This is a genomic window from Burkholderia sp. AU32262, assembly GCF_020419985.1.
Classification (GTDB): Bacteria; Pseudomonadota; Gammaproteobacteria; order Burkholderiales; family Burkholderiaceae; genus Burkholderia; species Burkholderia semiarida.
Genome location: NZ_JAIZRS010000004.1, coordinates 149,695 through 169,927 on the forward strand (window position 1 = coordinate 149,695; position 20,233 = coordinate 169,927).

The following is a 20,233-nucleotide window of genomic DNA, read 5'->3' on the forward strand; positions in this document are numbered from 1 at the left end:
GAAAACGTCGAACATGTTCGCGCGGGCGCGTTCAGCCGACCACGTCGATCCCGTCGAGCAGCCGCCGTGCGAGTCTCGGCTCGCGCAATTGCTCCAGCCACCATTGCAGTGCGCGGCCGTCGCGATCGCCGTGCCACGCGACGTACAACAGATTCGGCTCGCGCGGATCGGCCGTCTGCTTCTCGACCAGTTCGCCGCGCGCGAGCAGCGACGCGACGCGCCGGCGCGGCACCCAGCCGACGCCGAGCGCATCGCGCTGCGCGAGGATCTTCGCGCGCATCGACGGCACCGCGAGCACGGCCTGCCCGCCGAGCAGGCCATACGCGCGGCCGGCCGCGCGCCGCGACGAATCGGCGACGACGACCGAGCGGTGCGCACCGATCGCGTCGCGCGTCAGCGGGCCGCGCGCGGACGCCAGCGGATGGCGCGGCGACACCGCGAACACCCACTCCATCGCGCCGAGTTCGAACCACTTGAGGCCTGGAATGGCCGGCGGCTCGTTGGTCGCGCCGACGATCAGATCCGCGCGGCCGTCGCGCAACGCTTCCCAGGTCCCGCCGAGCACCTCGTGCGTGAAACGCAGCGACACGCCCGAATCGAGCGCATCGAAGGCGCGGACGACCGGCACGAGCGTATCGAACTCCAGCACCTCGTCGCTGACGATCCACAGCCGGTCCTCCCAGCCGCTCGCGACCTGCCGCACGCGCTGCGTCAGCCGGGCGACGTCGAGCGCGAGCCGCGCCGCCTCGTCGGCCAGCAATTGTCCGGCCGGCGTGAGCTGCAGCCGGTAGCCGCGCCGGTCGAACAGCAGCGCGTCGAAGCGCGTTTCGAGCTGGCGCGCCGCGTGCGACACCGTCGACGGCGCCTTGCCGAGCCGCGCGGCGGCACGCGACAGGCTGCCGGTGGCGCGGATCGCGTCGAGCAGCGCCAGTTCGTCTTCGGACAGCATGAGGTCGCTCCGCGGTGAGGTTTGTCGTGGATCGTAAGGCAGCAGCGCACGGCGGTCCAATCGCGCGATGGCGGCTGCGGCCGCGAGCCACGAACCGCCGCCGGCGCGCTCGACTTCCGGTATGCTGGCCAAGGCGAAATGACACGAATCGAGGTAACCACTGCGATGGACATCGCGATCCGCATCGAAGGCCGTCACGACCTGACGGGGCAAATCTTCCGGCAACTGCGCACCGCGATCGTCGACGGGCGTCTCGAAGCCGGCGCGCGGCTGCCGTCGACGCGCGACCTCGCGAAACAGCTCGGCGTGTCGCGCAAGACGACGCTCGACGCGTTCGAGCGCCTGGTGGCCGAGGGTTACCTGAATACGCGCGCCGGCGACGGCACGTTCGTTGCGGACGGCCTCGCGCGCGTGCCGCACGCCGCGGCCGCGTCGGCGCCGTCGATCGTCGACGAGATGCCGCGCATCGACGCGGTCGATGCGCGCGCGCTGTGGAACGACCTGCCAGACGCGCTCGCGATGCCTGCGCCGCATGATTCGCCCGGCTTCGACTTTCGCGGCGGCGTGACCGACAAGACGCTGTTCCCGTTCGACGCATGGCGGCGCTGCCTGCATCACGCGCTGCGCCAGCAGGCGCGCGGCCCCGGCCAGTACCACGATCCGGCCGGCGACCCGCAGTTGCGCGGCGCGATCGCGCGCTACGTCGGATTCAGCCGCGCGGTCGCATGCAGCTGGGACGACGTGCTCGTCACGCAAGGCGCGCAACAGGCGCTCGACCTGATCGCGCGCGTGGTCGTGCGGCCGGGCGACGTCGTCGCGGTCGAGGATCCCGGCTATCCGCCCGCGCGCGCCGCGTTCGCGTCGCTCGGTGCGACGGTGACCGGCGTGCCGGTGGACGCGCACGGCCTCGTCACGGAACGGCTGCCGGACGATGCACGGCTCGTCTACGTAACGCCGTCGCACCAGTTCCCGCTCGGCATGCCGATGACGCTCGACCGCCGCGTCGCGCTGCTCGAATGGGCGCAGCGCCGCCGCGCGGTGATCATCGAGGACGACTACGATGGCGAATTCCGCTTCGAAGGCCGCCCGGTCGAATCGCTGAAGAGCCTCGACCGCACGGGCCTCGTCGCGTACGTCGGCACGTTCTCGAAGACGATCTTTCCCGAGCTGCGGATCGGCTACGCGATTCCGCCGCGCGCGCTGCGCGGCGCGCTGGCCAAGGCGAAGCAGATCGTCGACTGGCACACGTGCACGCTGACGCAGGCGGCGCTCGCGCGCTTCATGCACGATGGCGATTTCGCGCGGCACCTGAAACGCGTGCAGAAGCACTACGACGCGCGGCGCAAGGTGCTGATCGCGCACCTGCGCGGCGAACTCGCGCCGTGGTTCGACGCGATCGTGCCGACCGCCGGCATCCATCTCGCCGCGCACCTGAAGCCGGGGCACGACGAAGCGGCGCTGGTCCGCGCGGCGCGGGCGCAGGACATCGGCCTGTACGGAATCTCCGCGTTCCACGCGGGCGTGCCGGTGCGCGCCGGGCTGCTGTTCGGCTATGGCGGAATCGACGCGCTGCGCATCGACACGGCGCTCGCGAAGCTGGCCCGGCTGCTGGAAGCCGGCATCGCGGGCGGGCCGTCACTGGTTACCTGAATTTCCACGGAATTGGCTATTCAAGCAGGCCAGTACGCGTCCTAAAGTGGGTCCTGTCGCGCCACCCCGGCGCTACCCAACCGAAAAGGACCTGCCATGCAACCGCGCCTGAACTTCTATGCCGCCAGCCCGAATGCGATCAAGGTGATGCGCAACGCCGAGGAATTCCTCGCGAAGTGCTCGATCGAGAAGCCGCTCGCCGAACTCGTCCGTCTGCGTGCGTCGCAGATCAACGGCTGCGCGTTCTGCGTCGACATGCATACGAGCGACGCACGCAAGGGCGGCGAAACCGACCGCCGTCTCGCGACCGTCGTCACGTGGCGTGAAACGCCGTTCTTCACTGAGCGCGAACGCGCGGCGCTGGAATGGACCGAGGCGCTGACGCTGGTGGCCGGCAACCACGTGCCCGACGCCGTCTGGGAAGCCGTGAAGCCGCATTTCACCGACGAGGAGCTGTTCGACCTGTCGATGCTGATCGCGACGATCAACTCGTGGAACCGCTTCGCGATCGCGTTCCGCAAGATGCCCGAGTAAGCCGGCGACGATGATTCGCTCCCCGCTCCATCGCATCGCGCCGTGCATCGGGCTCGTGCTCGCGGCGGCACTGCCGGCCGCCGCCCACGCGCACGACGCCGGCGACAGCGTCCACGCGATCATGCAGCAGGCCGTGCCCGAAGCGCCCGGCAAGCTCGTCGTCGTCGCGACGGTCGACTATGCGCCCGGTCAGGCGTCCGACGCGCACCGGCATCTCGGCTCGGTGTTCGCGGTCGTGTCGAAAGGCGAAGTGCTGTCGCAGGTGAACGGCGGCCCGCTGCGCCGCTATCGCGCCGGCGAAGGCTGGTACGAGCCGCCCGGCTCGCGCTATCAGGTATCGCGCAACGCGAGCGCGACCGAGCCCGCGCAACTGGTCGTGTTCGGGCTGACGGGCGAGCATCAGCCGCTGAAATCGCCGATCGATCAGTGATCCGGAGAATCGGACGAATCGGGCGAATGCTCGCGACGTAAACGAAAAAACCGGCTCGAAAGCCGGTTTTTTCATACCGCATGCCGTGAGCGGCGCTCGCGCGCCGCGCGACGTTTAGAAGCGGTGGATCATGCCGACGCCGACAGCGATCTGGTTCTGCTTCGAACCTGCCGCCACGCCGTCGCCGATCTGCGTCGTTGCTGCCTGGATGGTGCCAGTCTTGCTCAGCGTATTGCCCGACGCGTGCTGGTAAGCCTCGAGTGCGTACAGGCCCGTGCGCTTCGACAGGCTGTAGTACTGCGACAGCGTGACCTGATGGTACTTGGCCGCGCTCGTGATGCCGTTCGACTGCGTCGCCGCCGTGTACGAGTAGCCGACCGCGAAGTCCCACTGAGCCGCTGCCTTCCAGTGCAGCACGGCGCCGGCCGTGTTGAAGATCGCGCTGTTGCGGAACACCGAGCCGACGCCCGGCGTGTACTTGACGTTCGTGTACGACGCCGACACATCCCACGCCGGCGTGAACTGGTAACCGGCCGTCACGCCGATGCGCTGCTGCGATTGCGCCGTCTGATAACCGGCATTGAGCGCCGACACCGCCGGCTGGCCGCCGCTCGTGACCGTCGAGTTGTCGCCCCACACGCCGCCGCCGAGCGTCGAGTTGTTGACCTTCTGATAGCCGACCGCGATGCCTGCCGGGCCGTTCAGGTACTGGACCGCCGCGCTCCACGTCGAGCCGCGGTTGACGCTGCCCGGCACGCCGCCGAACGAGTACGAACCGCCGACCGTGAAGCCGTAGAACTTCGGCGACATGTAGACGAGCGAGTTGTTCGCGCGGTAGCTGGTATCCAGCGAATCGATATCACCCGGGTGCGCGCCGTATGCGCCCGTCAGCCACGTCGTCGGGCTGTACGGCGACAGCAGCGTGTAGTACGCCGTGTACTGACGGCCGGCCGTCAGCGTACCGTACGCCTGGTTCGTCATACCGACCCATGCCTGGCGGGTGAAGATACCGCCTGCCCATTGCGACGCGCCGGTCGCCGAGTTCACGCCTGCTTCCAACTGGAAGATCGCCTTCGTGCCGCCGCCGAGATCTTCGCTGCCCTTCAGGCCGAAGCGGCTGCCTGCCCATACGCCGGTGGACATCGATACCTTCGAGTGACCGCCGGTCGTCGCACCCGTCGACGGGGCCGCGTTGTTCTGGTATGCCAGGCCGTTGTCGACGATACCGTACAGGGTCACGCTGCTCTGGGCGTGGGCGGCGGTAGCGGCTGCGAGACCCACTGCCGTCATGGCGAAAGCGACGCGCTTTTTCATTGATTCTCCGTCCTCAAAGAATGTTTCTTTTCTGGTGTGGTTTTATGACCGACACATGTGCGAGTACATGCCGACGCGATTCTGACGGATTACCAATTGTTTCCCAACATGTGCAGTCGGTCATCGTATGATCGACGCAACGCGGGCGTTCACCAAACGGTTACATAACAGCTCGAAATGCTTGTGCGGCGGGCCTTTCCGGCATTTGCCGGTGAAAACCCTAGCTTTACATTTTTACGGGTGCAACGCGACCGTCCGATGTCGTCAGACGCCTTCGGCAACAAAACATCTTACAAATGCGCGATCGAAGCTGACGCCGCGATTCACGCCGCCGCGCAGGATCGCCGACGTTCGTGACACCCACATTTCGGGACACGAAATCATGAAAACGTTTTTGTCCGTGCACGGGGCACGGGAGATCGGACGGGAACGGCCCGGCGAGCGCGGGCCGGGACGCGACGTCGGTGCCGGTCGCACCGACGCGCTTCAGTGCTGCGACGCGGGGCGCGCGAGCCGCGCGGTCACGGCGTCGGCGAGCGCGCTCAGGCGCGCGCGGATCGCCGTGTTCGAACCGACCAGCGCGAGCGACGCCGCCATGATCCGGTAGACGCGCTTTCTCGGCACCTTGGCCGGCTGCGCCGGGTCGAGCCACGCAGCGTGGCCGGCCAGCAGTTCGAGCGTTTCGAGGCCGATCATGATCGGCCACAGGCAGGCGAGCCGAAGCCGCACGAAACGGCGCGGGATCGCGAGCGTATACAGGCATGCGTCGCGATACTGGTCGAGCGCGCCGCGCAGCAGGTCGACCAGCACGCCGCGTGCGCGCGCCGACGCATCGGGCCGCATCAGGTCGGCCACGACGAGCCCGTGCGCGCGCAGCACGTCGTCGGGCAGGTAGCAGCGGCCGATGCGCAGGTCCTTCGCGCAATCGCGCAGGATGTTCGTCATCTGCAGCGCCTTGCCGAAACGAATGCCCTTCTCGCGCATGTCCGGCAGATCCCAGCCGCGCGCGGCGCGCGTGTGCGCGCCCGTCATGTCGGTCCAGAATTCGCCGACGCAGCCGGCGACGAGGTACGTGTAGCGGTCGAGTTCGCCCCGCGTGGGCAGCGATGCGACCTGCCCCGACCGCTCGTCCGGAAACGTGCGCAGGTCGAATTCCATCCCCGCGGTGAGCGTCGCGACGACCTTGCGGATCGACGCGCGATCGACCTCCGGCTGCGCGCGCAGCAGCGCGAGCATCGGCTCCATCGAGCCGAGCAGCAGGTGTTCGTGCGAATCGGTCTGCATCCGCGTCACGTCCTCGAGCGAACGCGACAGCGCCGCGCCGTCGCCGAGACGCTCGATGTCGTCGCGCAGGTCGGTCAGCAGCGCCGCGCGCCGGTCGGGCGCGACGAGCGCCGTGTCGGCGATCGTATCCGCCGCGCGTGCAAGCAGATACGCAAGGCCGACCGGGTCGCGCATGCCGTCGGGCAGCACGCGCAGCGTCAGGTAGAAGGAGCGGGATACGTTCTTCAGCAGGTCGCCGAGCAGATAGGCGGGATCGGTATGGGTCGTCATGAGTCGGGAAAGATCGGCCGGTGCGGGCCCCGAACGCACACGGGCGCCGGGCGCCCGCGCCGGCCCGCGAGTCGCCGCATCGTCGCGCGCGGCGGGCGTCGGCCCCGGTGCGGCGATGCAAAATTCCCGCAAGTTTAGTGCATCCGGCGCGCGGGTTCGCTGTGACGGCCGGAATGCGATGCGCGCAAGGCTGCCGTCGCTCGCGCTGCCGCGCGCGTCGCCCCTTCAAAACAGAACGGAAGGTCGAAGTAATACATATGTAATTATTCGATGCGACGATCGCGCACCGTTCGATTCCGTTCTGCCCGGCTTCTCGCCGGGCCGCCGACTCGAGCGCCCTTTCCGACTCCGTTTCGAAGGTTCAACGACATGCTCCTCAAGCGCCCGACCTCCCTGCGCTATGCCCCGTTCGCCTGCGCCGCCGCGCTCCTGCTCGCCGCGTGCGGCGGCGACGACGCCCTGACGCGCGATCCCACGCAGCCGATCTCCGCGAAGGTCCAGGTGGTCGGCCATCGCGGCGCGAGCGCGCTGCGCCCCGAACACACGCTCGCGTCGTATCGCAAGGCGATCGAGGACGGCGCGGACGTGATCGAGCCCGACCTCGTGTCGACGCGCGACGGCGTGCTCGTCGCGCGCCACGAGAACGAGATCTCGGGCACGACGAACGTATCGGCGCTGCCGCAGTTCGCCGGCCGCAAGGCGACCAAGACGATCGACGGCGCGCAGTTGACCGGCTGGTTCACCGAGGATTTCACGCTCGCGGAGCTGAAGACGCTGCGGGCGCGCGAGCGCATTCCGCAGGTGCGCCCCGCGAATACGGCCTATAACGACCAGTTCGAGATTCCGACGTTCGACGAGATCGTCGCGCTCGCGAAGCAGATGTCCGCGCAGACAGGCCGCACGATCCATCCGTACCCGGAAACCAAGCATCCGACCTACTTCCAGTCGATCGGCCTGCCGCTCGAGGACCGTCTCGTCGACGCGCTGCTGAAGGATTCATACACGTCGCGCACGGCGACCGTCTACATCCAGTCGTTCGAAGTCGCGAACCTGAAAGCGATCCGCAACCGGATCAAGTCGAGCCAGCCGAACTGGCAGCTCGTGCAGCTGATGGACGAAGCCGGTCAGCGCCCGTACGACTTCGTGAAGGCGAACGACACGCGCACCTACGGCGACCTGTCGACGCGCGACGGCATGCGCGAGATCGCGACCTATGCGAACGGCGTCGGCCCGTACAAGACGTCGATCATCGCGGTCGCCGCGGACGGCACGCTGCAGCAGCCGACGCCGTTCGTGCGCTACGCGCACGAGGCCGGCCTCGTCGTGCATCCGTACACGTTCCGCCCGGAAAACAACTTCCTGCCCGCATCGCTGAAGGACGGCGGCACGCCGGCCACGCGCAACACGGGCGGCTCGGTGCGCGAGATCCAGGCGTACCTGCGCGCGGGCATCGACGGCTTCTTCACCGACGATCCGGCCGTCGGCCGCACGGCCGTCGATACGTTCAAGCGCTGACACGAAGCGCCGACCCGTATCGCGACCGGGCGCCGCGCACGAGGTGCCGCGCCCGGTTGCACCGCGTCGGTCAGATCACGTTGAAGTGGTGCGTGCCGTCCCGCTTCAACTGGTCGACCAGCCCGTATTCCCAGTCGAGATACGCCTGCATCGCCGCGGCCGCGTTGTCGGTGCCTTCGTACGGGCGCCGATAGCGGTCGATGCGCGGCGACGCAAGACGGGTCTCGCCGCTCTCCAGCGGCAGCCCGGCGTCGATCCACGCGGCCGTGCCGCCGGTCAGCACGCGGATCTCGGCCGACGCCGGCAGCAGCGCGCGGGCGTCATCCGCCGCGAACCGCGCGAGCAGGCTCGATCCGCACGTGAACACGTAGCGCTTCGCGGGCGGAATCGCGGCCAGCGCGTCGCGCAACTGCGCACGCACGGCAAACCACGCGCCCGGCACATGACGCTTCACGTAGTTCGCGCTGGCCGTCACGTCGACGATCGCAAGCTCGCCGGGCGCGGCCTCCTTCAGCCAGCCGGCGAGCGTCGCGGGCGACACGTCGGCCGCGGGCGGCGTCGCGGGTACGTCGCGCGGCGGCTGGCCGCGCTCGACGAATGCCGCGGCGCCGGCCGGCTCGACCACGCGCACGTCCCAGCCCATCTGCGCGAGCCACGACGCGGTCATGTCCGCGCGCACGCCGTCGTCGTCGGCCAGCACGATCCGCGCGCCGCGCACGGCCGCATGATGGTCGGTCTCCTGCACGAGCTGGCCGCCCGGCGTGCTCAGGAAGCCCGGCAGGTGGCCGGCTTCGTATTCCTCCGGCGTGCGCACGTCGAAGCGGTACAGCGTGCGGCCCGGTTCGGCGAGCGCGGCGACGTCGGCCAGCGCGATGCGCGGCACGCCGGCGCGCTCGGCCACCGCGCGGGCGGCCCGACGCGCTTCGGCGCGCTGCGTCGCGTCGATCTCGTCCGGAAAGCGCCGTGCGGCGCCGCGCTCGAGCGTCTGGCCGGCCAGCGTCCAGCCGATCGTGCCGTTGCGCAGCGCGGCGACCGGGTTCGGCAGCCCCGCGTTGACGAGCGACTGCGTGCCGATGATGCTGCGCGTGCGGCCCGCGCAGTTGACGATCACCTGCGTGCGCGGGTCCGGCGCGAGCGCGCGCACGCGCAGCACGAGTTCCGCGCCCGGCACGCTGGTCGACGTCGGGATGTTCATCGTCTGGTATTCGTCGAAGCGGCGCACGTCGACGATCACGACATCGGCTTTCGCGTCGATCAGCGCCTGCACCTCCTGCGCGGACAGCGACGGCGTATGGCGCTCGGCCTCGACCCATTCGCCGAACGACTTGCTCGGCACGTTCACGTCGATGAACAGTTCGCCGCCCGCGGCGACCCAGCCCGCGAGGCCGCCGTCGAGCAGCCGCACGTCGGTGTAGCCGAGCCGCACGAGCGTCGCGGCCGCGCGCGGCGCGAGATCCTCGCCGCCCGCTTCGCCGAACACGACGATCGGCGTGTCGCGGCGCGGAATCCGCGTCCACGCGTCGAGTTCGAGCTTCGACAACGGAAAATTGGCGGCCCACAGCGGATGGCCCTGCGCGTACGGATCTTCCTCGCGTACGTCGATCAGCGCGATCTCGTCGCGGGCAAGCAGGCGCGCGCGTACGTCCTGGTACGACGCGACGGGGAAACGGGAAAGGGAATCTGCGGAGTGCGTCACGATGTCTCTGGGTTGAATACGTTGAAGTCGGTGAAGAAAACGGAACGGCTCGATCGTGGCCCTGCCGCCGCGCGCCCGCCACGGGCCGCGCGAGCGGGCGTTGCGTCAGGCATTCGAATAGCCCGACACGAACGGCTTCACGGTACCGTCGTCCAGGTAAACCGCGCGCTCGACCTTGCCGATGTTCGCGCCGTACACGTGGATGCTGATCGATACGCGGTCGGCAAATGCGTTGGTCACGCGGTGAACGTCGCCGATGCGCGGCGACACGGCCTCGACCTCGCCCGGCCGCAACCGCACGGCGTCGCCCGCGGGCACCGGCCTGCCGGCCGCGTCGAACCGGTACGGCTGCGAGAACTCGCCGCCGCGCAGCATCCCGATCAGCCCCCACACCGTGTGATCGTGGATCGGTGTCGCCTGGCCCGGCCCCCACACGAAGCTGACGACCGAGAAGCGCTCGTCCGGGTCCAGATGCAGCAGGTACTGCCGGTAACGCTCGGGATCGGGCTGCGCGAATGCGTCGGGCAACCAGTCGTCGTGCTCGACGAGCGCGGCGAGCAGCGCGCCGCCCTCGTCGAGAATGCGCGCCTCGTTCGCGCCGGACGCGAGCAGCGCATCCAGACCATCGACGAACGGACGCAGCGGCGTCTGTTGCAACGAAAGCGTACTCATCGGCCGTCTCCTCGAATATGATGCCGAATATGATGGATCGTCATGATGCACCCGAAAGACCATGCAGAACAAACATGAAAATTAGCGATATCGACGCTTTTGCAGCGGTCGTCCGCTGCCAGACCCTGAGCCAGGCCGCGGCCGAGCTCGGGATGACGCAGCCCGCGATCACGCGGCGCGTCCAGAATCTCGAGGAAACGCTCGGCGTGACGCTGCTCGACCGCAACACGAAGCCGCCGCGCCCGACCGACATCGGCCGGCAGGTGTTCGAGCAGTGTCGCGCGATCCTGCGCGAGGTCGACGCGCTGCGCGAACTGACGGCCGGCCAGCAGCCGCCCGCCGGTGAATTCAGGATCGGGCTCACGCAGGGCCTCGGCGAACTGATGCTGCCCGCGCTGATCGCGGATCTCGCCGCGCAGTGGCCCGCGCTCGCGACGCAGGTCACGACCGCATGGGGCGGCCTGCTCGTCGACCGCATCGCCCGCCGCGAACTCGATGCGGCGCTGGTCTTCCTCGCGCGCGAGATGGTGCTGCCGGCGCAGGTCGAGGGTGAACGCTTGCTGGCCACGCGGCTCGTCGCGGTCGGCCGCAAGGGCGACTGGCCCCGCCGCAGCTACCGGCTCGCCGATTGCCACGCGCGCGGCTGGGTGCTCAACCCGGACGGCTGCGGCTTTCGTGCGGGCCTGCGGCGCGCGCTCGACGCGCAGGGCCTGCCGATGCCGGTCACGCTCGATGCGTACGGCCGCGACCTGCAACTGCAGAGCGTCGCCAACGGCTTCGGCCTCGGGCTGATGCCGCTGCCGCTCGTCGAAGGCAGCCCGCTGCGCGACGCGCTCGATATCGTGCCGCTCGCCGATTTCAAGCCGCAGATCGATCTGTGGCTGCTGCGCCGGCACGATGCCGCGCGCCTCGACGCGCCGCTCGCGGCCGTCGCTGCGCGTGCGCGCACGGCGTTCGCGCTGCCCGAGCAATCGCACGACAAGGCCGCGTAACGTAGCCTCGGTGGCCGCGGTAGCCTCGGTAGCCGCGCGGCGCCTGCGTCGCGCCGCGCCGTTGCCGTGCGCGGCAACCTGACCCGGCTCACGCATCGCGTCGACCGCGTTCGATCCCGTTGCGTGACGTCGCGTCCGCCCCTGCATTCGTCTGCCCGCGCGTCGCCGCGTCGAGCACCGCCCGCCCCGCCGCCACCGCGATCGCATCGTCCTGCGGTGTATGCACGCGGCTGCACAGCACGTCGCGATAGTGGCGCTCGAGCGGATTGCCGCGGCTCAGCCCGTGATTGCCCGACAGCTTCAGCGCCTGCTCGACCGTCCGGATCGCGTGCTCGGTCACGGTGCGCTTGACGAGGCCGCTGGTCGTCACCGACGGCGCGTTGTCGGCGTCGGTGCGCGCGATGTGATCGTCGAGCAGCACACGGTTCGCGTGCAGCCAGCCTTCGATTTCTCCGACCGCCTCCTGCACGCGCGGCAGCGTCGCGAGCGGCGCGCCGAGCCCGCTCGGCGCACGCGTCGTCGCGAATTCGACGAGCCAGTCGCGCGACGCACGCGCCACCGCGTCGTACAGGCTGCCGAGCAGCACGACCATCCACGCCTGCTGGTCCGCCTGCGCGTCGGCATCCGCATGAGTGGCGGCCGATACGGCCCATGCGTCCGGCGCGCGCACGTCGACTGCATGGTCGGCCGGCAGCGGCACGTCGTCGAACACGACTTCGTGGCTGCCGGACGCGCGCAGGCCGAGGTGATTCCAGCTTTCGATCACGCGGATGCGATCGCCGTCCGCCGCGGGGTCGCGCGGCACGAGAAACACGCCGACGCGCGGCGCCGGTTCGTCGGTGCGCGCCCACACGGCCAGCCAGCGCAGCGCCGGAATCCCGGTGCTGTAGAGCTTGTGGCCCGACAGCCGCCAGCCGTCGCCATCGCGCCGCGCGAGGGTCGCCGGCAGCCCGCCGCGCGACGGCGAGCCGAGCGCCGGCTCGACGCGCAGCGCGTTGATCAGCGCGCCGTGCGCGACCGCGCTGTCGAACACCGCGCGCCGCACCTGCGTGGGCCAGCGGTTGTCGGCGCGGCCGAGCGCGCGGTGCTGCAGATACGTCATCGTCAGCACCAGCGCGGTTGCCGGATCGGCCCGCGCGACGGCCGCGACGATCCGGCTCGCCCGCGCCAGCGTCGCCCCGGCGCCGCCATGCTCGCGCGGCACGACCTGCGCGATCAGCCCGGCACGATGCAGTCGCGCGAAGTTCTCGTGCGGAAAGCGGGCCTCGACGTCGTTGCGGGCCGCATCGGCGGCGAGTTCGGGAGTGAGACGCTCAAGCAGCGCGGCGAGGCGCGCGTCGTCCGTCTCGTCGATGGCGTCGGCGTGGGCGGGCTTGGCGGCGTCCGCGGGCAGCAGGCGCAGCGAGGGTTGCGGTGGCGGCGAGGAAACGGCAAGGCTGGCGGACATCGAAACGGATTCCCTGGGTAGGTCGAACACGGCGGCGGAACGACGAAAACGGCGGGCGAAAACAGCAGGCGAAAACAGCGCCAACGCGCGCCCGATCATTCACGAGCCCACAGCGTATGCGCAACGCATACGGCCCCAAACCATGCAAATCTGATATTCAAATCGGGATTGATTATTTCCATTCCGCATGATCCCGGCGTTAACCTGCGCTCCATTCCTGCCCGGCCGTGCGCCGGGACATCCCTGCACCGGAGACCCAGATGAGCGTCGAATTCATCGGCATGATCCAGAGCCAGAAGCAGTCGGAAATCCACCCGGCGTCCGGCCCCGTGGTCGATCCCGACTATGTGCGCGACTTTGCTCGCGCCCACGAAACGGCCGGTTTCGACCGGATTCTCGTGCCGCATCACTCGACCGGCCCGTCGGCGACGCTGACGATCGCGTTCGCGGCGGCCGCGACCGAGCGCATCCATTTCATGCTCGCGCATCGCCCCGGCTTCACCGCGCCGACGCTCGCCGCGCGGCAGATCGCGACGCTCGACCAGTTCAGCCGCGGCCGGCTCGCCGTGCACTTCATCTCCGGCGGCTCGGACAGCGAGCAGCAGCGCGACGGCGATTTCCTCGATCACGACGCGCGCTATGCACGCACCGACGAATACCTGGGCATCCTGCGGCGAATCTGGACGGAAGCGCAGCCGTTCGATCACGACGGCGCGCATTACCGGTTCAAGCAGGGTTTCTCGGAAGTGAAGCCGTTCCAGCAGCCGCACGTGCCGATCTACTTCGGCGGCGCGTCGGAAGCCGCGCTCGCGGTGGCCGGCAAGCACGCGGACGTGTACGCGCTGTGGGGCGAATCGCTCGACCAGGTGCGCGACCTGACGACGCGCGTGCGCGCCGAAGCCGCGAAACACGGCCGCCAGGTGCGCTTCTCCGTATCCTTCCGCCCGATCCTCGCGGCGACCGAGGACGAAGCGTGGGCGCGTGCGCACCGCATCCTCGACGAAACGCGCCGGCTGCGCGAAGCGGCCGGGCTCGGCGCCGGCGGCCCGCAGCAGAGCGAAGGCGCACGCCGCCTGCTCGCCGCGGCCGAGCGCGGCTCACGCGTCGACAAGCGGCTGTGGACCGAGATCGCGAAGCTCACGGGCGCGCGCTCGAACTCGACGGCGCTCGTCGGCACGCCCGAACAGGTCGCCGACGCGCTGCTCGACTACTACGACCTCGGCGTGACGACGTTCCTGATCCGCGGCTTCGACCCGCTGGAAGACGCGATCGACTACGGCCGTGAACTGATTCCGCGTGTGCGCGGCGCCGTCGCCGCACGCGACGCGGCACGCCGCGCCGCCTGAGCCAACGGAGCCATACGCGATCATGTCCGCCGTCCTGTCCTCGCCCCACCGTACCGCATCGGGCCTCGTGCTCGCCGACACCCCGCGCCAGCACTTCTGGTTCGATCCGCCCGCGCCGCGCATCGACGTCGCCGCCGAGCGTCGCCACCGGCAGGAGCGGCTCGCGGCCGCGTTCCGCCTGTTCGCGCGCTTCGGCTTCGCGGCGGGCCTCGCGGGCCACATCACCGCGCGCGATCCGGAGCTGCCCGATCATTTCTGGGTGAACCCGCTCGGCGTGCATTTCTCGCAGATCAAGGTCTCCGACCTGCTGCTCGTCAACGCACGCGGCGAAACCGCGATCGGCCAGCGGCCGCTGAACAAGGCCGCGTTCGCGATCCATGCGGCGATCCACGAAGCCCATCCGCACGTGGTCGCCGCCGCGCACACGCATTCGACCTACGGCAAGGCATGGTCGACGCTCGGCCGCCCGCTCGATCCGCTCACGCAGGACGCGTGCGTGTTCTACGAGGATCACGCGCTGTTCGACGATTTCACCGGGATGGTCGTCGACACCAGCGAAGGCGCGCGGATCGCCGATGCGCTCGCGAAGCCGGACGGCACCACGCACAAGGGCGTGATCCTGAAGAACCACGGGATCCTGACGGCCGGCCCGACGGTCGAGGCCGCCGCGTGGTGGTACATCGCGCTCGACAACGTCGCGCACACGCAGTTGCTGGCCGAAGCGGCCGGCACGCCGCGGCCGATCGATCACGCCACCGCGCGCCATACGCACGGCCAGATCGGCGGCCCCGACGGTGCGCTGCATGCGTTCGACAGCCTGTTCGCGCGCGTCGTCGCCGACGAACCCGACCTGCTCGATTAGGGCCTGTTCACGCTATTGACGGGCTTGCGAACGTGCCTAAGCCGCCCTTGCGCCACACCGGAGACCAGACCATGACCCAAACCACCGCACCCGCGCCCCACGACGCGCACGACGACCAACGCCGCCGGCTGCTGCGCGCGGCCGGCGCCGCCGCGCTCGCCGTGCCGGCGATCACGCTCGGCCGCCACGCGTGGTCCGCGCCGCCGCTGAAGAAGCTCACGTTCGCGTGGAACCAGAACGCGTTCTGCCTGACGCCGATCGTCGTCGCGCAGGAGCGCGGCTTCTTCGAGAAGAACGGGCTGCAGGTCGAGCTGATCAACTACAGCGGCTCGACCGATCAACTGCTCGAATCGATCGCGACCGGCAAGGCCGACGCGGCGGTCGGGATGATCCACCGCTGGCTGAAGCCGCTCGAAGCCGGCTTCGACGTGAAAATCATCGGCAGCTCGCACGGCGGCTGCGTGCGGCTGCTCGGCGCGAAGGCGGCCGGCGTCACGACGCTGCAGGCGCTGAAGGGCAAGACGGTCGGCGTCAGCGATCTGGCCGCGCCCGGCAAGCACTTCTTCTCGATCCTGCTCGCGAAGAACGGTGTCGACCCGGAGCGCGACATCACGTGGCGTCAGTATCCGGCCGACCTGCTCGGCGTCGCGGTCGACAAGGGCGAGATCCACGCGATCGCCGACGGCGACCCGAACCTCTACCTGCTCGAAAAGCGCAGCAACGGCGCGTATACCGAACTCGCGACCAACCTGTCCGGCGAATACGCGCGCAAGGTGTGCTGCGTGATCGGCGCGCGCGGCGACCTCGTGCGCAACGACCGGCCGGCGGCCGCCGCGCTCGCGCGCTCGATCGTGCAGGCCACCGAGTACACGCACGACAACCCGAACGAAGCCGCGAAGGTGTTCGCGAAGTATTCGCCGAAGATCAGCCCCGAGGATCTGCGCAAGCTGTACGCGACGCTCACCTACACGCACCATCCGACCAACGTCGACCTGCAGCAGGAAATCGCGTTCTATGCGGACGACTTCCGCCGCATCAGCGTGCTGAAGAAGAGCACGGACCCGCAGCGCTTCGCGCAGCAGGTCTATGCGAACGTACTGGGGTAACGCGATGTCGACGATCGAACATGCGTCCGCCGCACGCGCCGCATCGGCTCCGGCCGGCGCCGCCAACGCTGCAACTTCCGCGCGAGCGGCCTGCACGACCTGCGACGCCACGCTGGCCGCGGAAGCCCGGCGCGCGCGCACCTGGCCGACCGGCATCGCCGCCGCATTCGCGTGGGCCGCCCTCGGCGCGCTGACGCACCAGTGGCCGAACCGGATCGTCGGCTTCAGCGACTGGGCGTACACCGACACGTTCGGCACGGCCGCGTGGACGATCGCCGCGCTGCTGCTCGTCGCCGCGACGCTCGGCCATCGCGTTCCCGCGACCCGCACGCGGCTCGCACGCGTTCGCCCGGCCGGCCCGTGGCTCGTCGCGCTGCCGCTCGTGCTCGCCGCGTGGGAAATCGTCACCGCCAAAACCGGCTGGCTGCCGACGCCGTTCTTCGCGCCGCCGCAGGCGCTGATCGAGGTCTACGTCGACGACTGGCCGCGCCTCGCCGGCAGCGCCGGCAACACGCTGAAACTGCTCGCGCTCGGGTTCGCGTACGGCGTCACGGTCGGCTTCGCGGTGGGCGTGTCGATCGGCTGGTCGCGCCGGATCGGCTACTGGGTGCATCCGGTGCTGCGCGTGCTCGGGCCCGTGCCGGCCACCGCGCTGCTGCCGCTCACGTTCTACTTCTTCCCGTCGAGCTATTCGGCCGCCGCGTTCCTGATCGCGCTTGCAACCGGCTTCCCGGTCGCCGTGCTGACGTGGTCGGGCGTCGCGAGCGTGAACAAGCAGTACTACGACGTCGCGCGCACGCTCGGCGCGAACGCGCGCTTCCTCGTGCTGCGCGTCGCGATTCCGGCCGCGCTGCCGCACGTATTCGTCGGCATCTTCATGGGGCTGAGCGCGTCGTTCACGGTGCTGGTCGTCGCCGAGATGATGGGCGTCAAGTCGGGGCTCGGCTGGTATTTGAGCTGGGCGCAGGGCTGGGCGTCGTACGTGAACATGTATGCGGCGCTGATCGTGATGGCGCTGCTGTTTTCCGGGTTGATCGCGCTGCTGTTCGCGGTGCGCGACCGCGTGCTCGCCTGGCAGAAAGGAACCGTCAAATGGTAAGCGCCGCCGTACTCGAACCGTCCGCCGCCACTGCTGCGGCGCCCGCCGTCGCGCCGCCGCGCGGCGCACGCATCGACATCCGCCGCGTGAGCCATGCGTTCGACGGCCCCGACGGCGCGCTGCCGGTGCTCGACGACGTGTCGCTGTCGGTCGCGGCCGGCGAATTCGTCGCGCTGCTCGGCCCGAGCGGCTGCGGGAAATCGACGCTGCTGCGCCTCGTCGCGGGGCTCGACGCCGCCAAGCAAGGCCGAATCGCGCAGGACGGCGTGCCGATCGAGCGCCCCGATCCGTCGCGCATCGTCGTGTTCCAGGACCCGACGCTGTACCCGTGGCGGCGCGTGCGCGCGAACGTCGCGCTCGGCCTCGAAGCGCGCGGCGTGGCGCGTACCGCGCAGCATCGCGTCGACGATGCCCTCGCGCGCGTCGGGCTGGAGGACTTCGCGAACGTGTTTCCGCATCAGTTGTCCGGCGGGATGGCGCAGCGCGTCGCGCTCGCCCGCGCGCTCGTCAACGACCCGCGCCTGCTGATTCTCGACGAACCGCTCGGCAAGCTCGATTCGCTGACGCGGCTCACGATGCAGGCCGAGCTGACCGCGCTGTGGCAACGCGACGGCTTCTCCGCGCTGCTCGTCACGCACGACGTGGAAGAAGCGCTGTTTCTCGCGCAGCGCGTGATCGTGTTCGGGCCGCGCCCGGCACGGATCGTCGCCGAACTGCGCGTCGACCTGCCCTACCCGCGCCATCGCGGCGACCCGCGCCTCGCCGAATTGCGCCACGACGCGCTGCGGCATCTCGGGCTCGATGCGAGCTGGTAGATGCCGCGTGCCGTTCGACGTTCGAATGCGGTCCGCCGGAGGCGCGCGCGATGAACGCGCCGCCGTTCGCCGACTGGGCCATCGCGTTCCTGCAACTGCTGTATCGCGCACAAATCGCGTTGGCGCATGGGTTGCACGCGATCGGCCTGACCGGCGACGCCGACGGCCAGGCCGCGTGGCCGTGGGCACACCGCATCGCGCTTGAAACGCTGCGCATCGACGCGGGGCTCACGCGGCAACTCGCGTTCGCGTGTACGTTGACGGCGCTGGCCGTCGGACTCGCCTGCGCCGCGCTGGCTTCGCGCAAGTGGCGTGTCGCGACGGCCATCGCCGCGCTGGCCGTCGCGTGGTTCGCGCCGTGGCCGCCCGCTTCGCTGTGGCTCGCGCCCGCCGTGCCGACGAGCTTCCAGCGCGACCCCACGCCGTTTTCCGTGTCGAACGTGATGCGCGGTGCGCACCTGTATGCGCAACATTGCGCGGCCTGCCACGGCGCGGACGGACGCGGGGAAGGTCCGCTCGCGGCCACGCTCGCGCACTGGCCGCCGACCTTCGCCGGCGCGCTGCTCGCGCGTCGGCTCGACGGCGAACTGTTCTGGCGCGTGCGCCACGGCACGCGGGACGAGCACGGTGCGTCGACGATGCCCGGCTTCGCGGCGACGCTCGGCCCGCAGGACACATGGGCCGTGCTCGATTACCTGAAAGCGCTGGCCGCCGGCAGCAGCGCACAGGCGGAAGGCGCGTGGCCGGTGCCCGTCCCGCTGCCGGCGCTCGACGTGCGGTGCGGCGACGCCGCGCCCCAGGCGCTCGAGCGCTGGCGCGAAGGCCAGCGCGTGCGCGTCGTCGCGCTCGCGGCCGGCGCGACACCACCGCAGGAAGACGCGCGCTGGCAAACCTTGCTCGTCACCGAACGCGGCGTGCCCGTGCCGCCGTCAGCCGGCCCGCGTGCGAACTGCGTCGCGACGACCGCCGATGCGTGGCGCGCGTTCGCGACGATCGCCGGCGTCGCGCCCGATGCGCTCGGCGGCACGCAACTGCTCGCCGATCGGCGCGGCTGGCTGCGGGCGCGCGCATTGCCGGGTGGCGCCGGCTGGTCGGATGCCGACCTGCTGTGCCGCTCGGACGCGGTGGCCCGCCCGGCCGCGCGCGCCACGAGCGGCGACGCACTGACCGCGCTGCTGCTGCGCGTCGACCAGGAACCCGTGCGCGACGTACAGGCCGGGCTTCCGCATTGAATCCCTGAACCTTTCTTGAACCGAACTTCACGATGAATCCGACCCGACGCCATTTCCTCGCGCAGGCGAGCGCCCTTGCCACGATCGCCGCCGCGCCGGCCGCCGTGCGCGCGCAGTCGGGCGTCCGCCCGCTGCTGCGCGCCGGCGATCAGAAAGGCGGGCTGCGCGCGCTGCTCGAAGCGGCCGGCGAACTGAACGGGCTCGCGTACGACATCGCGTGGACCGAATTCCCGGCCGCCGCGCCGCTCGCGGAAGCGCTGAACGCGGCCGCCGTCGACTGCGGGCCGATCGGCGACGCGCCGGTGATCTTCGCGCTCGCCTCGGGCGCCCGCATCAAGGTGATCGGCGCGAACCGTTCCGATCCATACGGCACGGCCGTGCTCGTGCAACCCGACGCCGCGCTGAAAGGCGCGGCCGACCTGAAAGGCAAGCGCATCGGCACGACGCGCGGCTCGATCGGCCATTTCGTCACGCTGAAGGCGCTCGATGCGGCCGGCCTGCCGCCCGATGCCGTGTCGTTCCGCTTCCTGCCGCCGGCCGACACGATGCTGGCGCTCGCCACCGGTTCGATCGACGCGTGGGCGACCTGGGAGCCCTATACCGCCCTCGCCGAAACGAGTGGCCGCGCGCGCGTGCTGGTCAATGGCCGCGGGCTGTGGTCGGGCCTCAGCTATCTCGCGGCGACCGACGCGGCGATCGCATCGAAGCGCGACGTGCTGCACGATTTCCTGCGGCGCGTCGTGCGCGCGCAGGCCTGGTCGTACCGGCACGTCGACGCGTATTCGGCGGCGCTCGCACGCATCATCGGCATTCCACCGGCCGCCGCGAAGCTGCAGTTCGAGCGCCGCGGCACGCGCTGGCAGCCGATCGACGCAGCGGTGATCGCCGAACAGCAGCGCACGGCCGACTTCTACCTGAAGGCCGGGTTGCTGCGCCAGCCGCTCGACGTGCGCACGACCTTCGACACCGGCTTCCCGCTCGCCTGAGGAACGCGTGGCGGCGCACGACCGCCCGAACGGC

18 protein-coding genes are annotated in these 20,233 nt (G+C 70.2%); 12 read left to right on the plus strand and 6 right to left on the minus strand.

The features are described 5' to 3' along the window. Window positions 1–31: 31 nt before the first annotated feature. The gene (locus tag LGN10_RS05950) at window positions 32–949 is read right to left on the minus strand and encodes a LysR family transcriptional regulator (protein ID WP_226222230.1); all 918 of its coding nucleotides are present in this window, start codon (window positions 947–949) and stop codon (window positions 32–34) included. Window positions 950–1,114: 165 nt separating this feature from the next. On the opposite strand from LGN10_RS05950, the gene LGN10_RS05955 reads away from it, so the two are divergent. From LGN10_RS05955 to LGN10_RS05965, 3 genes are all read left to right on the plus strand, one after another. After that, window positions 1,115–2,599: a PLP-dependent aminotransferase family protein gene (locus LGN10_RS05955; RefSeq protein WP_226222233.1), complete on the plus strand. Its 1,485-nt coding sequence runs from the start codon at window positions 1,115–1,117 to the stop codon at window positions 2,597–2,599. A gap of 96 nt (window positions 2,600–2,695) precedes the next feature. Continuing rightward, a complete protein-coding gene (locus LGN10_RS05960; protein ID WP_059574538.1) occupies window positions 2,696–3,133 on the plus strand; it encodes a carboxymuconolactone decarboxylase family protein in 438 nt (145 codons plus the stop codon). A 10-nt stretch (window positions 3,134–3,143) separates the two neighbouring features. Then, window positions 3,144–3,563 (plus strand): cupin domain-containing protein, encoded by a 420-nt coding sequence (locus LGN10_RS05965; RefSeq protein WP_226222235.1) that lies wholly within the window; start codon window positions 3,144–3,146, stop codon window positions 3,561–3,563. A gap of 114 nt (window positions 3,564–3,677) precedes the next feature. Here LGN10_RS05965 and LGN10_RS05970 read toward each other — a convergent pair whose 3' ends face one another. Beyond that, the gene (locus LGN10_RS05970) at window positions 3,678–4,877 is read right to left on the minus strand and encodes a porin (RefSeq protein ID WP_059574542.1); all 1,200 of its coding nucleotides are present in this window, start codon (window positions 4,875–4,877) and stop codon (window positions 3,678–3,680) included. Window positions 4,878–5,363: 486 nt separating this feature from the next. Beyond that, complete coding sequence (locus LGN10_RS05975; RefSeq protein ID WP_226222238.1) at window positions 5,364–6,431, minus strand: phytoene/squalene synthase family protein; 1,068 nt, start codon at window positions 6,429–6,431, stop codon at window positions 5,364–5,366. 369 nt (window positions 6,432–6,800) lie between these two features. On the opposite strand from LGN10_RS05975, the gene LGN10_RS05980 reads away from it, so the two are divergent. Next, window positions 6,801–7,946, plus strand: coding sequence for a glycerophosphodiester phosphodiesterase (locus LGN10_RS05980; protein WP_226222241.1), 1,146 nt, complete (start codon window positions 6,801–6,803; stop codon window positions 7,944–7,946). A gap of 70 nt (window positions 7,947–8,016) precedes the next feature. On the opposite strand, the gene LGN10_RS05985 is transcribed toward LGN10_RS05980, so the two are convergent. Both LGN10_RS05985 and LGN10_RS05990 read right to left on the minus strand, forming a co-directional pair. Continuing rightward, window positions 8,017–9,642 carry a rhodanese-related sulfurtransferase gene (locus LGN10_RS05985; protein ID WP_226222244.1) on the minus strand — a complete coding sequence of 542 codons (1,626 nt, stop codon included), beginning with the start codon at window positions 9,640–9,642 and terminating at the stop codon, window positions 8,017–8,019. 105 nt (window positions 9,643–9,747) lie between these two features. Then, window positions 9,748–10,314: a cysteine dioxygenase gene (locus LGN10_RS05990; RefSeq protein WP_060011336.1), complete on the minus strand. Its 567-nt coding sequence runs from the start codon at window positions 10,312–10,314 to the stop codon at window positions 9,748–9,750. A 17-nt stretch (window positions 10,315–10,331) separates the two neighbouring features. Between LGN10_RS05990 and LGN10_RS05995 the strand changes: the two genes are divergently transcribed. Further along, the gene (locus LGN10_RS05995; protein WP_185716479.1) at window positions 10,332–11,306 is read left to right on the plus strand and encodes a LysR family transcriptional regulator; all 975 of its coding nucleotides are present in this window, start codon (window positions 10,332–10,334) and stop codon (window positions 11,304–11,306) included. An 88-nt stretch (window positions 11,307–11,394) separates the two neighbouring features. On the opposite strand, the gene LGN10_RS06000 is transcribed toward LGN10_RS05995, so the two are convergent. Continuing rightward, window positions 11,395–12,753 (minus strand): acyl-CoA dehydrogenase family protein, encoded by a 1,359-nt coding sequence (locus LGN10_RS06000; protein WP_226222247.1) that lies wholly within the window; start codon window positions 12,751–12,753, stop codon window positions 11,395–11,397. A gap of 260 nt (window positions 12,754–13,013) precedes the next feature. On the opposite strand from LGN10_RS06000, the gene LGN10_RS06005 reads away from it, so the two are divergent. The 7 genes from LGN10_RS06005 (at window position 13,014) to LGN10_RS06035 (ending at window position 20,199) form a co-directional block, all read left to right on the plus strand. Beyond that, window positions 13,014–14,099, plus strand: coding sequence for an LLM class flavin-dependent oxidoreductase (locus tag LGN10_RS06005; RefSeq protein ID WP_060011329.1), 1,086 nt, complete (start codon window positions 13,014–13,016; stop codon window positions 14,097–14,099). Window positions 14,100–14,121: 22 nt separating this feature from the next. After that, on the plus strand, window positions 14,122–14,961 hold the full coding sequence (locus tag LGN10_RS06010) for a class II aldolase/adducin family protein (protein ID WP_059574559.1): 840 nt from the start codon (window positions 14,122–14,124) through the stop codon (window positions 14,959–14,961). A gap of 71 nt (window positions 14,962–15,032) precedes the next feature. Further along, window positions 15,033–16,067: an ABC transporter substrate-binding protein gene (locus tag LGN10_RS06015; RefSeq protein WP_226222250.1), complete on the plus strand. Its 1,035-nt coding sequence runs from the start codon at window positions 15,033–15,035 to the stop codon at window positions 16,065–16,067. Window positions 16,068–16,071: 4 nt separating this feature from the next. Beyond that, the gene (locus LGN10_RS06020) at window positions 16,072–17,166 is read left to right on the plus strand and encodes an ABC transporter permease (RefSeq protein ID WP_226222252.1); all 1,095 of its coding nucleotides are present in this window, start codon (window positions 16,072–16,074) and stop codon (window positions 17,164–17,166) included. Continuing rightward, the gene (locus LGN10_RS06025; RefSeq protein ID WP_226222254.1) at window positions 17,160–17,981 is read left to right on the plus strand and encodes an ABC transporter ATP-binding protein; all 822 of its coding nucleotides are present in this window, start codon (window positions 17,160–17,162) and stop codon (window positions 17,979–17,981) included. Before LGN10_RS06020 ends, LGN10_RS06025 begins: the two co-directional genes overlap by 7 nt. Window positions 17,982–18,031: 50 nt before the next feature. Further along, a complete protein-coding gene (locus tag LGN10_RS06030) occupies window positions 18,032–19,213 on the plus strand; it encodes a c-type cytochrome (RefSeq protein ID WP_226222261.1) in 1,182 nt (393 codons plus the stop codon). Between the two features lie 32 nt (window positions 19,214–19,245). Further along, entirely contained in the window at window positions 19,246–20,199 is a 954-nt protein-coding gene (locus LGN10_RS06035; RefSeq protein ID WP_059574565.1) for an ABC transporter substrate-binding protein, read from the plus strand. Window positions 20,200–20,233: the final 34 nt, after the last annotated feature.